The sequence below is a fragment of the Streptomyces sp. Je 1-332 genome (assembly GCF_040730185.1).
Taxonomy (GTDB): Bacteria; Actinomycetota; Actinomycetes; order Streptomycetales; family Streptomycetaceae; genus Streptomyces.
Genome location: NZ_CP160402.1, coordinates 4338517 through 4354964, shown reverse-complemented (window position 1 = coordinate 4354964; position 16448 = coordinate 4338517). Strand labels below are relative to the sequence as shown.

The window sequence follows — 16448 nt, the reverse complement described above, 5'->3', positions numbered from 1 at the left end:
CCTCCTATGCTCCTGTACATGAGTAACAGCGCCCAGGAAGGCCAGTCAACGCCACTGCACTCCGTGTCCGTAGCCGGAGTAGTGGTACGCGAGGATGGCCGGCTCCTGGCAATCCGCCGCGCGGACAACGGCACTTGGGAACTCCCTGGCGGTGTGCTCGAACTCGACGAGCCCCCCGAAGAGGGCGTACGGCGCGAAGTCCTGGAAGAGACGGGCATCCACATCGAGGTGGACGAGCTCACCGGGGTCTACAAGAACACGACCCGCGGCATCGTGGCGCTGGTCTTCCGCTGTAAGCCGGTCGGCGGCACCGAGCGCACGTCCAGCGAATCAACCGCGGTCGACTGGCTCACGCCCGAAGAGGTCGCCGAGTGGATGTCCGAGGTCTACGCGATCCGGCTCCTGGACGCCCTAGACGGGGCAGGCCCTCACGTACGAAGCCACGACGGCAAGCGCCTGACGCCGACGCGATAGAACTTTCCCTACTTCATCAAGGCCCGCGCACAGCGCGGGCGCGCGCCGCCTCGACGGCGCGCTCGCGAGCTGCGGGCATGAAGTGGGAGACACCCTCCGTGGCTGGGACGGTCGGCTCCACGGCTTTAGGCAGCCACTTTGGGGCGAGCCTCGAAGATCATGGCCCCAACGTCGTGCTTTAACGGGCAGGTCCACAGACTGCCCGACTCGCGATGAGCTTACGGGGCCATGATCACTCCCCCCAAAGCAGCTCCAGCCCAAAGCCGTTCCGCCGACCTCGCGAAGTTCCGTGGACGGATAACGCTGGCCCAACCAACTCAGGTGGGAGGCCGTTGTGTCGGGAAAGTAGGAATCACAGAACACATCGGTGCTTGCACGTTTCCTTGAATCCAGTCAGCATGTGGACCGGGTTCGGGATGCACATAAATTCCCCCGTCTTCCACCCTGAGTGTCAATGTGCCAGCGCAGCACTTCCCTTCAGCGAGACCCGCAGCGGAACGAATACCCAAGTGACTGCCTCCAACGGTCGGCAGTGCTCCACTGTGACAATGGGATGAAAGTTGCGTGCAAGCGATTCTGACATCAGGAAATGAGTTTCCAAACTCAGCCACCACTTCTGGAATCGGGTTCTTGAAGCGATCACGCCCCATGGAAAAGATTACCAGCTCAGGGTGGGTTGCATTCGCAAGATCCTGCACAAAACGAGCGTGGGAGGCACCGCCGTTCCCACCTCCATGATGTGGATAAACAAGTGTATAAGCGGAAGCATCCGCCTGCCGACCCAACATCCTGCGTAGGCCACCCGCATCGATATCACCTGGAAGTAGCGCTAAAGGCTCATCATCGATACTCACCCTTAGGACCACCGAAAGTCCATTGGTGGTGAGTCGGGGCCTCGCCCCTGTCGCTTTGCCTGGACCATGCCCGATCTCATAAAGCGTGGGGTGAAGCACGGACACGCCCATACGGCCGAAGCTCAATTTATCTCGCTGCGACGTGCTGATCGCCATATTGGCCTGCAGCCGACCACACGTGTCCAGATGATCCACCAGGGTTAGCAGCTCATCCCAAAGATCCGAGTCCTTCGCACTATCGGAATTAGCCCAAAAGTGCCCGATCGAAAAGGACTGGTGCGGAAGCAGCTGTAGCGCTCCTTGAATGTGATCCTCATCGGCGTGCGATAGAACGACATGTTCAATGTGCTTGATCCCCATACGCTGAAGTTCGGAAAGTAGCAATACCCCAGAGCGGGCATCGACGATCGCACACCTATCGCCATCTCGCAGAATCGCACAATTACCGTGCCCGACGTCCAATATGACGATCTCTGCCAAGTCCGGCGACACGATGTCAGCCCCAGCTAAACCAGACTGAACCTCGGTCATGCGGCTTCCTGACCCCTTCGCAGCCGGGGGTTGGGCTCCGGAGCTGCCCTAAGATCATGAAAGAAAAGTTCGTTACTTTTCTCAGCATAGTAATTTACCTTGCCGAGGAAGATTTTACCGATCAGATCGTCGCTAATTCGTTGGTGTCCAAGCGGGAGTAGAGACACCGGCATAGGAATTCTCACCCTGGGGCGCCAAGCCGTAACAGTCACCTCAACCATCTCCCCTCCCAGGCCAAGCACGGACTCGTGCCGCGGAGGGACCCCGACTACGCGGACTGGTGTCACAAACCCTTGTCGCCCTAGCTCTCGCTCTCCGTGAGCTTCAGATTCCGCTACGCGGAGGGCGTCACCAAGAGCCTTGAGGGCCCCCGGAGCCTTCTTCACCACTCGTGGAATCCCGTACCGCCAAGCCCGGATGGAGTCGGCTTCATCTTCGTCCACGTGAGCACTGTATAAAACCGCTGGCAATCCCTGTTCATTGGCGCGATACACCAGTTCGGCACCAGTAAACCGAACCTGCGCACGCGTGCGAAAGCGGTGATCGGAAATAACCGCTGCACACTTTTCACCCTGCACTTCACTTAGAATGTCCCCGAGCTGACGGTTCTCCCTAACCAATAGCCGGTAGGGCTCCTGCCGTAACGCTTTAACCTGGTTACATCCGCGAGCCAGAGCTGCCTCGTCATCATCAAGAACTGCAACCCTCACGTGTCCCTCTCTTCCACCCTCTTCATGTGGCGAGGCAGGCTGATGGTGAATTGTGCGCCGCCAAGTTCACCATGCGCCAATGCAGCTATATGGCCGTCGGCAAGCACCTTCTTCTTACCGTGGAGATCCGCCACAATGTCTTTTACAATGGTGAGGCCTAGACCAGTTCCATCTTCATCGCTACCCTCGCCCGGTTCCCAAATTTTTTCTAGTTCGATCCCCGAGATTCCTGGCCCTGAGTCGGCTACATCGAGAGTGACAGATACGCCCGATACTGAGGTACGAATACGAACAACGCGCCCACCGGGAAGGTCCCCGGTTCCCCCAAAAGCCCTGGCCGCATTGATGACCAAGTTCGCGTACAGAGATTCCACGTCTGCCACAGTACTTCGCACCATTGCAGGTTCAGGGCACAGATCCATCTGCACGTCGATTTGCCAGTCTTTGAGGTAACCGCCGAACATTTCAACAAAGTCGACACACACCTCGTTCACATTAACAATGACAAGTCTGCGTTTCCCTCTTTGGAGCATCCTGAGAGGGAGTTTGGCAAACGAATGAATCGAAGCTGCGCTTCTCTGAGCGCGGTCCAGGGGCTCTTCCATGCTCTCGGCGAATGACGTTTCGTCCAAGAGAAGCTGCGCATAGTGCTCGAGGAGTTCCAGATCAGCACCCAGGCCCCCAGCAGTGTTGAGAGATTCATGCGCAAATACCGCAGTGCTGATTCCGACAGTCGCCAGGGCGCGATAAAGTAGTCGGTCGCGTTCCAGAGCGGCAATCAGACGATCATTGGTGTCAAAGGCTCTACGCAATGGAGCAGCAACCGAGGCCGGCAGACCCTTGATTACCTTTTCAGCTTCGGTTCGGTCCTGCTTGCGTTCTTTGCGGACCACGGCAGCATCGCCGGTGCGATCTTTTTCCCACTTACTCTTACGGACGCGGGCAGACCATTCAACAGCTCGTTGTGCGAAATCACGGAGATCGGAGAATGGTAGATTTTCTTGGAAACCCATTCGGTCGGTTTTGGGAACGAGCTCATTCTTCGGATCTTGGACTGTCACCCGCCCTACACTGTTATTCGTCGAAGGGCGTTGTTGGGGATCGCGGTTTCGTCCTAGATTCAGATCTAGCCAGTCATGACCCGGATCCCCGTACGGGTGAGTCCGCAGACCCCGATGAAATAAATGAACACCGCCAATAACATCAAGCCACTGCGCTACCTCGGCCAACGACTTAGTGGAGTTCCTGCGCTTAAATGACTCAGCATCGCGGAGGAACATCCATAGTTCGAATCTTGCGGAAGGAGCTGAGAACGCAGCGGGTGGCGTTCCTTTACCGCCACGAGGCAAAGCGACGTCGGCGTGTGCACCAGTAGCAATCACTTCACCGCGCCAATCGAGCAACGTCGCGCTAGCCTGGCCCTTCTCATCGAGTACGGCAGTGAGTTTGAATTCGTGTTCTTCAAAGTATCCCAGGCTGACAGCGCGAGTGAGGGCAACGTACTCCGGAGCATCTAGGCTGACGAGGAAGCCGGGATCTGGTTCATCACTGAGTTCCCATTTCGTAACCCTACGAGACGCCTTACTCGGAGGTTGTAACAGATCAGCCCCCGCAAAAGCCCCGGATAGAAGCAGTAGTGCGCGGGAAAGTCTGCGTGCTCCATCGGCCTCAAAACTTTCGCGCAGACGCTTGATGATTACCGTCGTCCCGGGAGTTTCCGAGGTCTCGTAGCTTTTGACCTCTAGCTTCACTTCATCTACGGAATCGACGGTATCGTAAGCGGCCCAATTAATCGTCAGGCGATGGGCAGTGCCCGGAGCAGAGCTGGGGCGCGTAATGACTTCGATCTCATGACCCAAACGTAAGGAGGCGAGTCGCCCCAGTCCCTTCTCGCCGACCTTTCGTCGCCCATAATGCTGAGTAGTCTGACTTTCCGTCTTTGACGACCGCCCGATGTGGAGGAAGCCTCCCGCGATCTCCTCGGGCGTCATACCGTGGCCATCGTCGCTGACTACCAGTGTCCCGCCGGCCCGTTTCGCGTTGACCAGCCTGACTTCGCACCAAGTTGCGTCAGCGTCATAGGAGTTACGCACAAGTTCCATGACCCCGAGATCCGGGTGAGGGATGAGTTCCTCCCCCAGACGTGCCAAGATCTCAGGGGCAAAGCGCAGGTGAACACTCATCAGATGTGGCCCCCAGGTGTCGAGTTCACGCGCGCGCTGGCAGGAGAAGGTTGGCTGCTGCAGCGTAGCGAGTCTCAGATCACATCCGCCATAGGCCAGGTCGGCAGGGAGGACGCGGTGACGACCGACAGCTACTTGGGGTACAGCGATCGCCTGTTCAGGCTCGCGGGCGACCTCAGCACCAAACCCTGGCACGCAAGCTGTGGCGAGGTTCAGTCAGCGCTCAACGGACAGGCGGCAGAGCAGTTGCGAGCGCTCGTTCCACGGACGGTGAGGCGCGCCGAGGGCGCCTTCTTCACCGGCAGCCACGTGCGAGCGCGGTTCGAGAACCTACTGGAGGACTCCACGGCCTTTTGGGACCCGACTTGCGGGGCTGGAGACCTGCTGCTCGCAGCAGCCGGCAAGCAGAGGCTCGGAGCAACGATGAGGGACACATTGCGCCTTTGGGGTAAAAGCCTACGAGGTGAGGACCTTCAGCCATCTTTTGTGCAAACCGCAAAAATTCGACTCTTTCTGCTTGCCGCGGCACGCCATGAAGAGCGCGGGGATGTCATCGAGGTTGATGTCCATTCCGGGCTGGAGTTACTCAGGGGAATCCGAGTGGCGGACGCTCACGGCGAGCTGGAGAAAGCTAGGAGCTACGGCGGGACGCTTCTGCTTAATCCTCCCTTTGGCTCAATGCAAGCCCCTGCGGACTGTAATTGGGGAAGCGGGTCGGTATCTCAAGCTGCTGTAATTTCTTTGATTTCCGCTTCAAAAATTGGCCTCGGCCAGCAATTTGTTGCCATTCTGCCCGATGTACTTCGTAGCGGATCTAGATATGCGCGCTGGCGATCTTCGGTCGAATCACTAATTGATTTGAGCAGCATCGACCTATACGGGCAATTCGACGACCATACGGACGTGGATGTTTTCCTGCTGGCTGGACGGCGCCGTCGCCGTCGCCATGTGCGGGAGCCGAGCGCGCTCTGGTGGCCTCACCGGACTTCGGCGCCCACGATCGAAGATATCTTCAAAGTCAGCGTAGGGACCGTTGTAGATAATCGTGATCCCCACTCCGGGCCAGAACTACCTTTCCTGATCGCGCGTGACCTTGGAGACCTTGGCGCGATTGAGACACCTGGGCGGTCACGGAAATTCTCGGGGCGCACATTCAAGCCACCCTTTGTTGCAGTTCGGCGGACTTCACGACCCGGCCTTCGGGCTGGGGGAGGTGCGCGGGCCGCCGGGACATTGGTGACCGGAATTCAGGAAATCGCGGTCGACAATCATGTCATCGTGATTGAATCTCAGAGCGGGAGCACCGCTGAATGCAAGCAACTAATCGATGTCCTCAATTCCCCCCAAACATCTGATTGGCTTGACAGTCGCATACGGTGTAGGCACCTGACGGTCGGAGTGGTCCGATCCATCCCCTGGTCACAGTGATCACCTTGACAGTGGCGTTGGAACTGACACACAGCACCAGGGCCTATACGCCGTACGCTTAGTCTTAGACACCCGAAAACACCATGCCAGGGGTGGAACGGCGAAGATCACACCCGCCTTCTAAGTGTTAGGCGCTCAGGGAAGCCTCTGACTGTGGAGACGGATCGCGTCGTGATAACAGGAGGAAGGGCGCCCGAGGCGGATGTTGAATCGGCGGGAGCTCGTCACTCACCTATGAGTCGTGTTGCGGCTGACTGCTACGCGCAGCACATCTCGCAAGGCTCCCTGCAGGTCCGTCGCCAACAGGCGCAAGCCCTCAAGCTCCGCGTTCTCTGCGCCCAACACTTCCTCTGCCTGCTCTAGTAGGGCGCCTGCCATACCGAGCTGGACGGCCTCGATGTTGTCGGCTAGGCGGGACACGTGACCGTCGCTGTCGTCGGTGCTGAGGTAGCAAGGCTTGCCTTCTGGTCCCGACCAGGGGAGGAGGCGCAGCTCGTTTTGGGGTGTCATCTTTCCGTCTGTCCCTCGTCAATCGTGTGGTTGGTGGTGAAGACCGCATCTGCTCGGTCCCCTGGGAGCACCAGGAGCGCGGCCTCGACTACGCGCCCAGTTGCCTCGTCTGCTGTTACTCGTGTGATTGCGAGAACCGCTAGAGCGGTGCTGATTCGGAGTGTTGAGGCTTCTTGTGGCGTTGGGAGGCGGGCGTTGACTGTCTCTCGTACCTCTGCTGAGTCCGGGTGCAGGGCTGCGAAGCTCGCCGAGGCTTCCTGTGGGCGCGGGTTGTTGGGTGTGGCGGCCGGCGCCAGGTCGTGAGGGATGTAGATGCGGGCCAGGCTGTGCGGTGTCTCTGCCTCGTAGCTGAGGCAGAGGAACTCCGTCAGTGGGCTACCGGCCGACACACGCAATAGAGATGTCAGATGTCCGTGTGCCCGGATCTTGGTGGTGCGGACCGTGATGTGCAGGGCCGTGTCAGGAGCGGAGCGTAGGTCTCGTGCGTGCCCGCCGCCGATGTACGTGATTCTGCGCAGTGAGCGGCGAACGAAGTTGCCCTTGCCGTGGAGCTTCTCGATCAGGCCCTCTCCCTGGAGGGCTGCGAGAGCACTCCGCAGTGTGGCAGTGCTGACCTTGTATTGGTCGGCTAGTTGGGTCTCGGAGGGGAGGCGGTCGCCGGGCTTGAGTTGACCGGTCGTGATCCGGTCGCGGAGGTCGCTGGCGATTGCGTGACGGCGAGAAGGCATGCGCCGGATCACCTCCTTCTCGTCATCCGAAGCGCTTCGAACCGGCTCCGTGGGTGCATGGTCAGTAGCTCGCCCGATTCGAGTACGAGTTGCTTGGCGCCCTGGGGCAGTTGGAAGAGGTCGATCACTCGGCATGGTCGGCCGCCGACCTGGATGACGTCACCGCGCTGCACGCTGGCCGCGGTGATCTCGACCGTGGAGGCCAGTGCGCCGCTGGGAGCCCAGCCCCTCACCGCTCTACCTCCACGGGCGTTGGCTGGTCGGCCGTCGGGTGGCAGGGGCAATCGCAGGCCTCGTAGACGACGGGGACGTCAACCGGTGCTGCGGCGGGGGAGGACTCCGCGCAGGCGTGGTGCGTACCGATCCGGCACGCGCTTGATCGGTAGGGGGCTGCCCGTGTGTGCGTGATGTGGGGCTGCTGGCTGTGTGTCATCAGGAGGTACCCGCCTGAGTGCACCAGGTGGCCTTGGGTCCGGGGCAAGGTGCGATGGCCGGGTGCTGCGATGCGCGCCGCTCCTCGCAGATCAGTAAGAAGGCACGTTTGATAGGGATGGACACTCTGCTCAGCTCCTATTGCTGATTGGCCGGTCCGTCGCCAGCGACCGTCTCAGGGACTGGCTTGCGTACGACCGCCCAGAGGGTGCGACTGTTCAAGCTGGTGGCGAGTAGTCCGAATCGGTCGGCCATCGCCACCACTTCCAGGGCCGCCCGCCATGACTCGGCGGAGAGCGATTCCGGTACCTCCGCTTCGATCGACGTGTCTCGGTCGTGCTCCTCCACGCGTGTGGCGAGCCCGAGGGCCGATAACCGAGCTGCGATGGCCTCCGCGCTCACTTCTGCAGCAGGCACAGGGCAGCCTCCGTCACCGGTGATCACTTTGAGTTAAGCTAGTTAACTAGATTAGAGCTAGTGGACTAGATTTTCCATATGCCTGAGCAGCCGCCTTATCTCCGTATCGCCGACGAGCTCCGGCGGCGGATTGTGGAGCACGAGTGGACGCCAGGAGACCGGCTCCCGTCCCGCGCCCAGATCGCCCAGGAATGCGGCGTGGGCGAGAACGTGGTGCGTCGGGCCCAGGAGCTGCTGATCTCTCAGGGAGTCTTGGAGGGGCGTGCCGGTTCGGGCACCTACGTCGCCGAGCCTCGGAAGCGTGTGCGGGTTGTCCGGTCAGCGGCACGCGAGCAGCCTCAGAGCTCCCCGTTCCGCGCGGATATGAAGGCTCTGGGCAGGCAGGGAGACTGGGAGAGTCGGACCGATGCCAAAGTTCCGGCGCCGGCCGAGGTCGCTACGCGTCTCGGAATCGCCGAGGGTGATCTGTGCGTCCGTACCGCCTACGAGTTCCTTGCCGATGGCAAGCCGGTTCAGCTGTCGACGAGTTGGGAGCCGTACGAACTCACCGCTGGCACTGTCGTCGTCCTTCCCGAGGGAGGCCCGCACGCCGGGGCGGGAGTTGTGAACCGCATGGCCGAGATCGGGATCACCGTCACCCACGCCGTGGAGCAACCGGAGCCGCGGCAGGCGACCACTGAGGAAGCGTCACTCCTGGGCATCCAGAAGGCGGCGCTGGTCACTCACATTCGTCGGACGTACTACAGCGACGCGGGCCAGTCCGTGGAGACGGCGGACATTGTGGTGCCCGCGGCTCTCTGCGAGATCGTCTACGAGGTTCCGATCCGCCGCTAGCAGACCACTCGATGGGGGAGCCTCGAAGACGATGGCCCCAACCTCGCGCCGGGGACATCCCTGCGGCGACAGTTTGCAAGGTCGACAGAGCCTTGTCTCGACCTCGGGCATCCGCTGATCTTTCAGTGCACCAGAGGCATGCAGGTGCGAAAAGAATCAGCCAACCTCAATGGTTACCGATGGCTACCTTGACGCCCTGAAATATGCAGATACCGCATTTCCAATGCGCAAGGCTCATAGAAAATGCTGATCCGCGCAGTCAAAAACGTCACTTACGGTAACTGTGTACTCTAGTTGACAGCTCAGAGTAATCGGTGGGATACGGCTCAAGTCCCCCTCATGGCCCGTCCGTTGCTACGGTCCACGAACCCAAAGCCCACCGCGCCGCTCTAGTTTCGAGGCAAGGCAGCGCGGTGGGCACCGAACCCCTTCCATTGGAGAGGTCCACCAATGAGTTTGGCTGTTGCACCCCAGTGGGTGTCAAACCTGAGCCGGTATCCATGGGTCATCACAGTTGTCATTGTGGTCGTACTCGTATCGGCTCCTGTTGCCGAGGTAACCAGCGCATACGCGGACGCGGCTGCGGCCCTCACCCTGTTGATGGGGGGTGCGGTACAACAACGAAGTACTGTCGCGCCCGTCCGGCAGGGCCCCTCTAGGCCCATGCTGCGGCCGCTGTGACCGTGCTGTCAGTCCACATTGAGCTACGGGGCAGAAGGCCGAACCGATCAGGTCGGCACCAGCTGAGTGTCTAACTGAGTGACAACGCCGACAGACAGCGCCGGACAAGCGCGAACAACGGCGGACCGTCTCCGCAGCTCAGCCGTCAGTTAGCCCCGCTCAGCCCCTCACCCAAGTTGCTTCGGGACGAAGAGGTCGTGGGTTCAAATCCCGCCACCCCGACAGCTGAAACACCAGGTCAGGCCCGGTATCCGGAAACGGATGCCGGGCCTGATTTGTGTTTGAGGGCCGTCTTGGGAGCCATTTGGGAGCCAACTTCAAGATCAGGCTCCCCGCCGGCTCCCGGTCAGGGGCGGCCGGAGATCACTTCTGGGCGCTCAGGCTCTGGGCACTCAGGCTCTGGGCGAGGGCGCGGGCTACGGGGTGAGGCCGTCGAGGACGTCCCTCCCGTACGGGGTGTCGAGTCGGGCGGCGACGTCCTGGACGGTGTCCCAGGTCTCGGCCATCGTCTGAAGCGCTTCGCGCGCCCGGCGGATCGCGCCCTGCCGCTGGGTGACGAACTCCTCGGCGCGCTGGTGCGCCTGTCCATCAGGGCGGCGTCCAGGGCCGGAACCCCGGTGATCAGGTCGCCAGTGAACAGGTCGTCAACGCTCACGGTGTATCTCCTACGGTGGAAGTGGCCCGGCGGCGGACGCCGCGGGGTGGTGCCCGCCCGGCTGCCCCGCCGTCAACGCACGGCAGTCGGGCCGGAGATCATCGGTGGTACGGCTGCCGTGGCGTGGCGGCAGGGTCGCGCCCTGCCTGGGCGTGTCCCAGCGGTCGATGGGCGGCGGCGTGCGCTGTTCATCCGTCATGGCCCACCGCCCTCTCCGGTTCCAGGCAACGCCGGCAGCCGGACCGGATGCATGGAAGGTGCCCGGCACTGGCCGGGACGTGGACGACGCCGGAGCGGACATCGATGGCTCCGCCGTACTCACTCCACCAACCGGCAGGGCTCACCTCGTAAGGTGTGTCCTCGAAGAGAGCCGCGCTCCGGTCGCCGGCCGGACACTCCGCCGGTGCCGCCTCGCGCCTCATGACGCACCCACTTCGCGTCCCCAGGCCGCCCGCCGGTTCTCCACCGCGAGGCGCTCGCCAAGGATCTCGCCGTCGGTCGCCGGCCGGACCTTGTCCGGGGCGACGTCCCACTCCCGGCCCCCGCCCAACGGACGCAGAGCCCACAGGCCACCGGTGGCTCCTCGGCACTCGGCGACTGGGTCCCCGACGGTGTCGACCACCACCGTGCCGACTCGGGAATGGGGTGCCTCTGCCTCGACCTCCAGCGTCCGGTTCGTCAACATTCAGTGTTCTGGCGGTTGTTGAGCACCGCCACGGCAGACCTGCGGCAGTCTTGATGGAGTACGGATGCGCGCTGCACACCGGCGGGAAGACTCACGGGGACGTGGGGTCCGCCGAAGTAGGCGCGGACGAAGTGGGGTTGCCGTTGGCGCCTGCGGAAGAAGCGGCACATCACCTCGACGGTGAAGCTCTCGGTGGAGACCATGAAGTGCATCCGGCCCTTGGTGCTGATCGCCGATATCGCGTTCACCGAGACCCGGGCGCCGCTCCGCCGCACCACGGGAGCCTTGCCCTTCTCGCCCCAGGTGCGGCCGGTGACCCTTGTCGGCGAAGAGGATCGCCCCACCCTCGGCCCGCGCCTTCGTGCGGATCTGCGGCCAGATCTGGGAGTGTTCAATGATTGAGGATCCGATGATCACTGAACACTCCCAGCCGCTCGTCCTTAATGCTCATCGGTACTCCTTCCCGGCAGAGGTCCCATCTCATGCCAGACCGGTCACACGGGACTTACGCGATCTTCATGACACTCCCTCACGCATCGCGAACGCCCAACTTCATCCTCAGGTTTCACCGAAGGTCCGTCGGTTTGCACTCGGTTCGGCAGCGGTACCGAGACACCAATCAAGTACGGACGGCCATGGTCCGTAGCCGTCCGGGATCGATAGGTGGCCTGCCTCGGGCAGCAGTGAGACACCGCAGTTCAGGGGCTTCCCGAATGTCGCTGTCGCGCCTTCCCGATTGCATGGGTCGTTGTCGCTGGCGACAATCAGCGTGTGCTGCGCGGCAGCAGCCAACTGGGCGGACGTCGTCGGCGGCGAGGCGAACTCCATTACGCCTGCATGCTGTTGCAGGAAGCTTGATGATGGCGGGGCGACCATGAGCACTCGGTGAATCCCAACGGGAACAACTTCGCGAGCTACCGCGTGGAGCCAGAGAGCACAGGCCAGGCTGTGACAGATGACGGTTCGGGTTTGTCCGGTCAGGCTCTGGAGCTGTCTTTGAAGTTCGGACAGCCAGTGTTCAAGGTCGGGCTCGTCGGGGTCGGGCAGTTGCGGGTATGCGACCTCTGCTCCGACGTTGGAAAGCTCGGTGGCCAGCCAATTCTGCCAATGGTCGGTCGGGCGGTGGTTCTGCCACCCGTGCAAGAGAAGGTAGCTGTGTGAGCTGGGCGGTTCAGTCATCGCGGATGAATCTCTCGTGGCGCTGGGGTGTCACGGGGGAGCCGGCCTTTGTTATCCGTCGCCAAGGTGCAGCCCTTCGGGTTCTGCGCTGGCGAGGCCCTGGTTAATGAGGCTGGAGCACAGTGCGCGGGTCATGGTCCGGTCCAGCGTGTTGTCGGGGACGGACACGAGTTCGCTCACTGTGCGAGCCCTACCGTCGAGGAGCGCTTGCAGGACGGGCGTGGCTCGGGACGCGAAGGTGTAGAGCTGGCCGTTGGCGGTGAGCCGGACGGCTTGGGCGTGTACCTGCAGGCGGGCGCGCGGTGCTCGCCATTGGATGGTCAGTTCGATGTCATCCGGTACCCCGCTGGTCGCGGACCAGGGAAGAGAGGGGTGTGCCCGCGAGGGGGCCTGTGCGTCACGAGCTGCGCGATATCGAGGAAGGATCGTTCCGGCATCGAGTTGCTCGGTGAGCAGAGCGGTGAGTTCTTTGACGTACTGGCTCTGAGCCTCGACGTCGTTGTGTACGGGGAGGTTCTGGCGCGCGAGTTCGTGATGGCGCAGTTGGTCGGCAGCCCAGGTCAGCAGGTCTACACCGGTCGGCGGTGTGACGCCAAAGGTCAGATGGAGACTGGGTTCATCGACTGCCGTGGCGTCGTGCCACCACCCCCGTGGAACGTGCAGGACATCGCCGGGGGTGAGGATGAGGTCGGCAACGGGTTCGTCGACGGGCTGCTGGGGAGGCTGTGTGTCACGCCGGGTCGGGTGCGGCCGGGTCGGAGCGAATACCCGCCAGCGCTTTCGCCCGTGGACCTGGAGGACGAGTACCTCGTGGTCGTCCCAGTGGGTGTCGAAGGCTGGTTGCGGGCCGAAACTGGCGTAGCAGTTGACCTGGACGCGTTCTCGTACGACGTGCTCGATGTCGGCGGCCAACTGCTCGATGGGTGCGTGCAGTTCGTCGATGCCGTCCAGGACCAGGGTGGCGCCGTCTGCGAGGCGTTGGTTCAACTTGTGCGGGTCGATCCGGAAGTACGGATCGCCCGAGCCTGGGGGCGTTCCGTAGCTGTCTGGTGGGACCAGCTGTCCGGCCTGCGCTATGCGAAGGCGGGGGGCCTCAAGTCGGTGCCGGTGCAGGATGCCGTTGAGTGTCGGCCAAGGGAGCAGGTGGGCGAAGCGGCTGGTGGCGCCGCGGAACAGTTTCATCTCACGACCCCACACGGTGCGAAGGAAGTTGTCCGCGCCGTGTGGGGCGATGAGATCTGCGAAGGCAGTCATCGTGGGGCGTGCGTCCTCGTCAGGCGAGGTCGAGGAGCCACGCGATGTCGTGGGCTTCGGCTTCGGCGCGGTCCTGCGGTGCGGCGACCGGTTCCACAGACAGCAGCAGGTCGTCGGTCTCAGGCTTCATGTTCGGCATGTTTGGTCCTCTGTTTTCTTCCCTGGGGTGAATGGAGCTGTCCGCTGCGTCAGGGAGTCCGCGCGGAGGCTGTTGGCCGGGCAGACAAATGCAAGGCTGCGCGGCACATCTGAAGAGGGCGTCCAAGGTTGAGGTGTCGCCTCGGCATCCCTGGTTTGGTGGCGGTGTTCAGCCCTCTACCTGAGGCGGGGCAGTTTCCTGTTTCACGGCGGTGCGGTCCGCGTACACAGTTGCGCGCGAGACGCCGAGGCGTTCGGCGATCAGGTTCGCGGCCTGTGGAAAGCGGAAGACTCCACGCTTGTCCAGTGCCCGGACGACTTGTTGACGGCTCTGGCGAGTGTTGTAGGCGAGGGGGCGTCCCTGCCGCTCTTCTTCCTGGGCAAGCACAGTCGTGATCACGTCGCTGATGTCGTTGGAGAAGAGGGTGGTCGGCGGTGCGGGGTCGTTCTGCCCGATCAGGTCGGTCATGGCCGCGACTGCCATCCGCAGTTCGGTGATGTCGAGGTTCACGCACAAGGCGCCGACGACGCGGGCGCCGTCTCGCAGCAGCATGGTGGAGGACTTGATGGTGCGTCCGTCGGAGGTGCGGGTGACGTAGTTGAGCTTGTACTCGGCGTCGTCTCCCTGCGCGAGCAGGTCAAGTCCGATCTCGCTCATCGCGCCCCCGACGTGGCGGGAGGTGACGGAACCGGCGATGGCGACGACGCTGGCTTCCGGGCGTCGGTAATCGTGCAGCACGATCTCGCAGTTCGACCCGAAGGTGGCGACGAGGCCGTCGATGACCGGCTTCATCGCCTCGAGCATCCGGTCGGCGAAGCCTTCCTCGCCGGGCGCGGGCTTGGTGTGAGCCATTGCGCGACCACCTCCATCTCGACTTCTTACGGACAGCGGTCAGACTATGTGTCTGAAGATCCAGACAACAAGTCTTGACTTTCGTCCGGGAGGGCGTCCACCCTTTGCGTGCCGAACCAAGATCAGTTCCGCTGACGGCAACACCCGAAGCGATCCGCAGACGCGCAACGGTCACAGTCGTGGGTGCAGCCGCCCACGACTGCGTAAATCCACCGGCCCTTTGCAGACAGAGACGATGAAATTGACTCAGTGCTCCTCTGATGCCCCGTTGGGCAACGTGACGTTGCAGTGCACACGGTGCAGCCACGAACACGCACTGGCGGACTTCGCATGGCGTTGTGTGAGATGCCAGGGCGTCCTGGATGTGGCCGGGTTCGCGGCGGTGATGCCCGACCCCACCGCCCTCACCCGACGCGCCTCCACGCTCTGGCGGTACGCGGAGGCGTTGCCCGTGCCCCTGCCGGCCGAACTGACGATGGGCGAGGGGATGACCCCGCTGGTGGCGGCGCAAGACGCTCCAGGCGTGCTGCTCAAAGCCGACTACCTCATGCCGTCAGGGTCGTTCAAGGACCGCGGGGCCGTGGTGGTGACGGCCCTGGCACAGCAGCTCGACGCAGGCCGCATCGTTGCCGACAGTAGCGGGAATGCCGGCGCCGCGATCGCCGCCTACGCTGCTCGCGCCCGGATTCCGTGCGAGATCTATGTACCGGCCGCCACATCAACGGGCAAGCTCGCCCAACTCCACGCCTACGGCGCTATCGTCCGCCGCGTGCCGGGCTCTCGTGAGGACACCGCCGCCGCAGCCGCGCAGGCTGCGGATGTGCCCGGCGCCTTCTACGCAAGTCACGTGTACAACCCGTTCTTCGTCCACGGCACCAAGACCTACGTCCTGGAGTTGTGGGAGCAACTGGGTGGTTCACTTCCGGCTGTCCTGGTCCTCCCGGTCGGCAACGGCACCCTCGTGCTCGGCGCATACCTCGGCTGCCGCGAGCTGCTCGCTCAGGGCTTGATCGCTCGGATGCCTCGGATTGTTGCCGTGCAGGCTGAAGGATGCGCCCCTCTGGCCTCTGCCATCTGCGAGAACCTCGATGATTCAGCTGACATCACCCCGTCGGCCACAATCGCCGAAGGCATCGCGATCGCTCGCCCTGCCCGCGCAGCGCAGATCCTCGCAGCCATCCGCCACACCAACGGCACCATCGTCACGGTGAAGGAGAACCAGATCCGTGCCGCCCATGCGGCACTGGCCAGCACGGGCTTGTACGTGGAACCGACATCCGCCGTGTGCTGGGCAGCGATCCGTGCCGGCCTGCTTCCGCTCACGACCGCTCAGCACGACGCCGCCCCCCAGGCCGTCGCGCCCCTGTGCGGAAGTGGCCTCAAGGGCCCCTCGGTGTGACAGCCCGTAAGGAAAAGCAACCTCCCACCGGCAGGAGACACACATGACCGCGCCAGCCCGCTACCAGGACGCTCTCCACCCGTACACGCCCGTCAGGAGGGCTGGAGACCTGCTGTTCGTATCCGGCCAACTCGGCATCGACAGCCGCGGCCAACTGCTCGGCAACATCGAGGACGAGACCCGGAGAGCTCTCGACAACCTCCGGAAGGCCCTTGAGCAGCAAGGGGCATTGCTCATCGACATCGTGAAGATCGGCGTCTTTCTCCACAGCATGGCCGACAGGAACAGCTTCGACGCCGTCTACACCGAGTACTTCCCCGGCCCACAGCGGCCGGCGCGCACCTGCGTCGCGGTCGGCGAGTTGCCTTTCGGAGCAAGGGTGGAGATCGAGGCAGTTGCACACGCTCCAGTCACGGGCAGGGGTGCCTAGGAAGGCGGCGAGAGGATCCGCTGACCCGGATCAGCCGGCCCCTTCTCGTCCCCAGGACTTGCTGAGCGAGGTG

The 16448-nt window shown here is 62.6% G+C and carries 17 protein-coding genes; 5 read left to right on the top strand and 12 right to left on the bottom strand.

Features of this window, described 5'->3' with window-relative positions; all coding sequences use genetic code 11:
• Positions 1 to 6: 6 nt before the first annotated feature.
• Positions 7 to 474 (top strand): NUDIX domain-containing protein, encoded by a 468-nt coding sequence (locus ABXJ52_RS19715; protein ID WP_367043915.1) that lies wholly within the window; start codon positions 7 to 9, stop codon positions 472 to 474.
• Positions 475 to 791: 317 nt separating this feature from the next.
• On the opposite strand, the gene ABXJ52_RS19710 is transcribed toward ABXJ52_RS19715, so the two are convergent.
• Both ABXJ52_RS19710 and ABXJ52_RS19705 read right to left on the bottom strand, forming a co-directional pair.
• Positions 792 to 1859, bottom strand: a complete 1068-nt coding sequence (locus tag ABXJ52_RS19710) for an MBL fold metallo-hydrolase (protein WP_367043914.1) — start codon at positions 1857 to 1859, stop codon at positions 792 to 794.
• A gap of 706 nt (positions 1860 to 2565) precedes the next feature.
• Positions 2566 to 4752, bottom strand: coding sequence for a sensor histidine kinase (locus ABXJ52_RS19705; RefSeq protein WP_367043913.1), 2187 nt, complete (start codon positions 4750 to 4752; stop codon positions 2566 to 2568).
• A gap of 117 nt (positions 4753 to 4869) precedes the next feature.
• Between ABXJ52_RS19705 and ABXJ52_RS19700 the strand changes: the two genes are divergently transcribed.
• The gene (locus ABXJ52_RS19700) at positions 4870 to 6180 is read left to right on the top strand and encodes a hypothetical protein (RefSeq protein ID WP_367043912.1); all 1311 of its coding nucleotides are present in this window, start codon (positions 4870 to 4872) and stop codon (positions 6178 to 6180) included.
• 228 nt (positions 6181 to 6408) lie between these two features.
• On the opposite strand, the gene ABXJ52_RS19695 is transcribed toward ABXJ52_RS19700, so the two are convergent.
• The 4 genes from ABXJ52_RS19695 to ABXJ52_RS19680 all read right to left on the bottom strand — a co-directional run bounded on the left by ABXJ52_RS19695 (position 6409) and on the right by ABXJ52_RS19680 (position 8267).
• On the bottom strand, positions 6409 to 6690 hold the full coding sequence (locus ABXJ52_RS19695; RefSeq protein WP_367043911.1) for a hypothetical protein: 282 nt from the start codon (positions 6688 to 6690) through the stop codon (positions 6409 to 6411).
• A complete protein-coding gene (locus tag ABXJ52_RS19690; protein WP_367043910.1) occupies positions 6687 to 7418 on the bottom strand; it encodes a GntR family transcriptional regulator in 732 nt (243 codons plus the stop codon). Before ABXJ52_RS19690 ends, ABXJ52_RS19695 begins: the two co-directional genes overlap by 4 nt.
• Positions 7419 to 7426: 8 nt before the next feature.
• Positions 7427 to 7651 carry a hypothetical protein gene (locus ABXJ52_RS19685; protein ID WP_367043909.1) on the bottom strand — a complete coding sequence of 75 codons (225 nt, stop codon included), beginning with the start codon at positions 7649 to 7651 and terminating at the stop codon, positions 7427 to 7429.
• Between the two features lie 337 nt (positions 7652 to 7988).
• Complete coding sequence (locus ABXJ52_RS19680) at positions 7989 to 8267, bottom strand: hypothetical protein (RefSeq protein WP_367049134.1); 279 nt, start codon at positions 8265 to 8267, stop codon at positions 7989 to 7991.
• 78 nt (positions 8268 to 8345) lie between these two features.
• Here ABXJ52_RS19680 and ABXJ52_RS19675 point away from each other — a divergent pair, with 78 nt between their 5' ends.
• Positions 8346 to 9101, top strand: a complete 756-nt coding sequence (locus ABXJ52_RS19675; protein ID WP_367043908.1) for a GntR family transcriptional regulator — start codon at positions 8346 to 8348, stop codon at positions 9099 to 9101.
• Positions 9102 to 10447: 1346 nt separating this feature from the next.
• Here the strand turns inward: ABXJ52_RS19675 and ABXJ52_RS19670 are convergent.
• The 6 genes from ABXJ52_RS19670 to ABXJ52_RS19645 all read right to left on the bottom strand — a co-directional run bounded on the left by ABXJ52_RS19670 (position 10448) and on the right by ABXJ52_RS19645 (position 14546).
• Complete coding sequence (locus ABXJ52_RS19670; RefSeq protein WP_367043907.1) at positions 10448 to 10636, bottom strand: hypothetical protein; 189 nt, start codon at positions 10634 to 10636, stop codon at positions 10448 to 10450.
• Positions 10637 to 10855: 219 nt separating this feature from the next.
• The gene (locus tag ABXJ52_RS19665) at positions 10856 to 11122 is read right to left on the bottom strand and encodes a hypothetical protein (protein ID WP_367043906.1); all 267 of its coding nucleotides are present in this window, start codon (positions 11120 to 11122) and stop codon (positions 10856 to 10858) included.
• Positions 11116 to 11466: a hypothetical protein gene (locus ABXJ52_RS19660; RefSeq protein WP_367043905.1), complete on the bottom strand. Its 351-nt coding sequence runs from the start codon at positions 11464 to 11466 to the stop codon at positions 11116 to 11118. The genes ABXJ52_RS19665 and ABXJ52_RS19660 overlap by 7 nt, the downstream gene beginning before the upstream one ends.
• A gap of 214 nt (positions 11467 to 11680) precedes the next feature.
• Complete coding sequence (locus ABXJ52_RS19655) at positions 11681 to 12301, bottom strand: alpha/beta hydrolase (RefSeq protein ID WP_367043904.1); 621 nt, start codon at positions 12299 to 12301, stop codon at positions 11681 to 11683.
• A 51-nt stretch (positions 12302 to 12352) separates the two neighbouring features.
• Positions 12353 to 13555, bottom strand: coding sequence for a cupin domain-containing protein (locus ABXJ52_RS19650; protein ID WP_367043903.1), 1203 nt, complete (start codon positions 13553 to 13555; stop codon positions 12353 to 12355).
• A gap of 307 nt (positions 13556 to 13862) precedes the next feature.
• A complete protein-coding gene (locus ABXJ52_RS19645) occupies positions 13863 to 14546 on the bottom strand; it encodes a PAS domain-containing protein (protein WP_367043902.1) in 684 nt (227 codons plus the stop codon).
• A gap of 277 nt (positions 14547 to 14823) precedes the next feature.
• Here ABXJ52_RS19645 and ABXJ52_RS19640 point away from each other — a divergent pair, with 277 nt between their 5' ends.
• Entirely contained in the window at positions 14824 to 15945 is a 1122-nt protein-coding gene (locus tag ABXJ52_RS19640) for a pyridoxal-phosphate dependent enzyme (RefSeq protein ID WP_367049133.1), read from the top strand.
• A gap of 43 nt (positions 15946 to 15988) precedes the next feature.
• On the top strand, positions 15989 to 16375 hold the full coding sequence (locus ABXJ52_RS19635; protein ID WP_367043901.1) for a RidA family protein: 387 nt from the start codon (positions 15989 to 15991) through the stop codon (positions 16373 to 16375).
• Positions 16376 to 16448 lie beyond the last annotated feature (73 nt).

Bases quoted from the DNA above. Each gene is read 5' to 3' on its own strand.
- ABXJ52_RS19715 (WP_367043915.1), top strand. From the start codon at position 7: ATGCTCCTGTACATGAGTAACAGCGCCCAGGAAGGCCAGTCAACGCCA.
- ABXJ52_RS19710 (WP_367043914.1), bottom strand. From the start codon at position 1,859: ATGACCGAGGTTCAGTCTGGTTTAGCTGGGGCTGACATCGTGTCGCCG.
- ABXJ52_RS19705 (WP_367043913.1), bottom strand. From the start codon at position 4,752: ATGAGTGTTCACCTGCGCTTTGCCCCTGAGATCTTGGCACGTCTGGGG.
- ABXJ52_RS19695 (WP_367043911.1), bottom strand. From the start codon at position 6,690: ATGACACCCCAAAACGAGCTGCGCCTCCTCCCCTGGTCGGGACCAGAA.
- ABXJ52_RS19690 (WP_367043910.1), bottom strand. From the start codon at position 7,418: ATGCCTTCTCGCCGTCACGCAATCGCCAGCGACCTCCGCGACCGGATC.
- ABXJ52_RS19675 (WP_367043908.1), top strand. From the start codon at position 8,346: ATGCCTGAGCAGCCGCCTTATCTCCGTATCGCCGACGAGCTCCGGCGG.
- ABXJ52_RS19670 (WP_367043907.1), bottom strand. From the start codon at position 10,636: ATGACGGATGAACAGCGCACGCCGCCGCCCATCGACCGCTGGGACACG.
- ABXJ52_RS19665 (WP_367043906.1), bottom strand. From the start codon at position 11,122: ATGTTGACGAACCGGACGCTGGAGGTCGAGGCAGAGGCACCCCATTCC.
- ABXJ52_RS19655 (WP_367043904.1), bottom strand. From the start codon at position 12,301: ATGACTGAACCGCCCAGCTCACACAGCTACCTTCTCTTGCACGGGTGG.
- ABXJ52_RS19650 (WP_367043903.1), bottom strand. From the start codon at position 13,555: ATGACTGCCTTCGCAGATCTCATCGCCCCACACGGCGCGGACAACTTC.
- ABXJ52_RS19645 (WP_367043902.1), bottom strand. From the start codon at position 14,546: ATGGCTCACACCAAGCCCGCGCCCGGCGAGGAAGGCTTCGCCGACCGG.
- ABXJ52_RS19635 (WP_367043901.1), top strand. From the start codon at position 15,989: ATGACCGCGCCAGCCCGCTACCAGGACGCTCTCCACCCGTACACGCCC.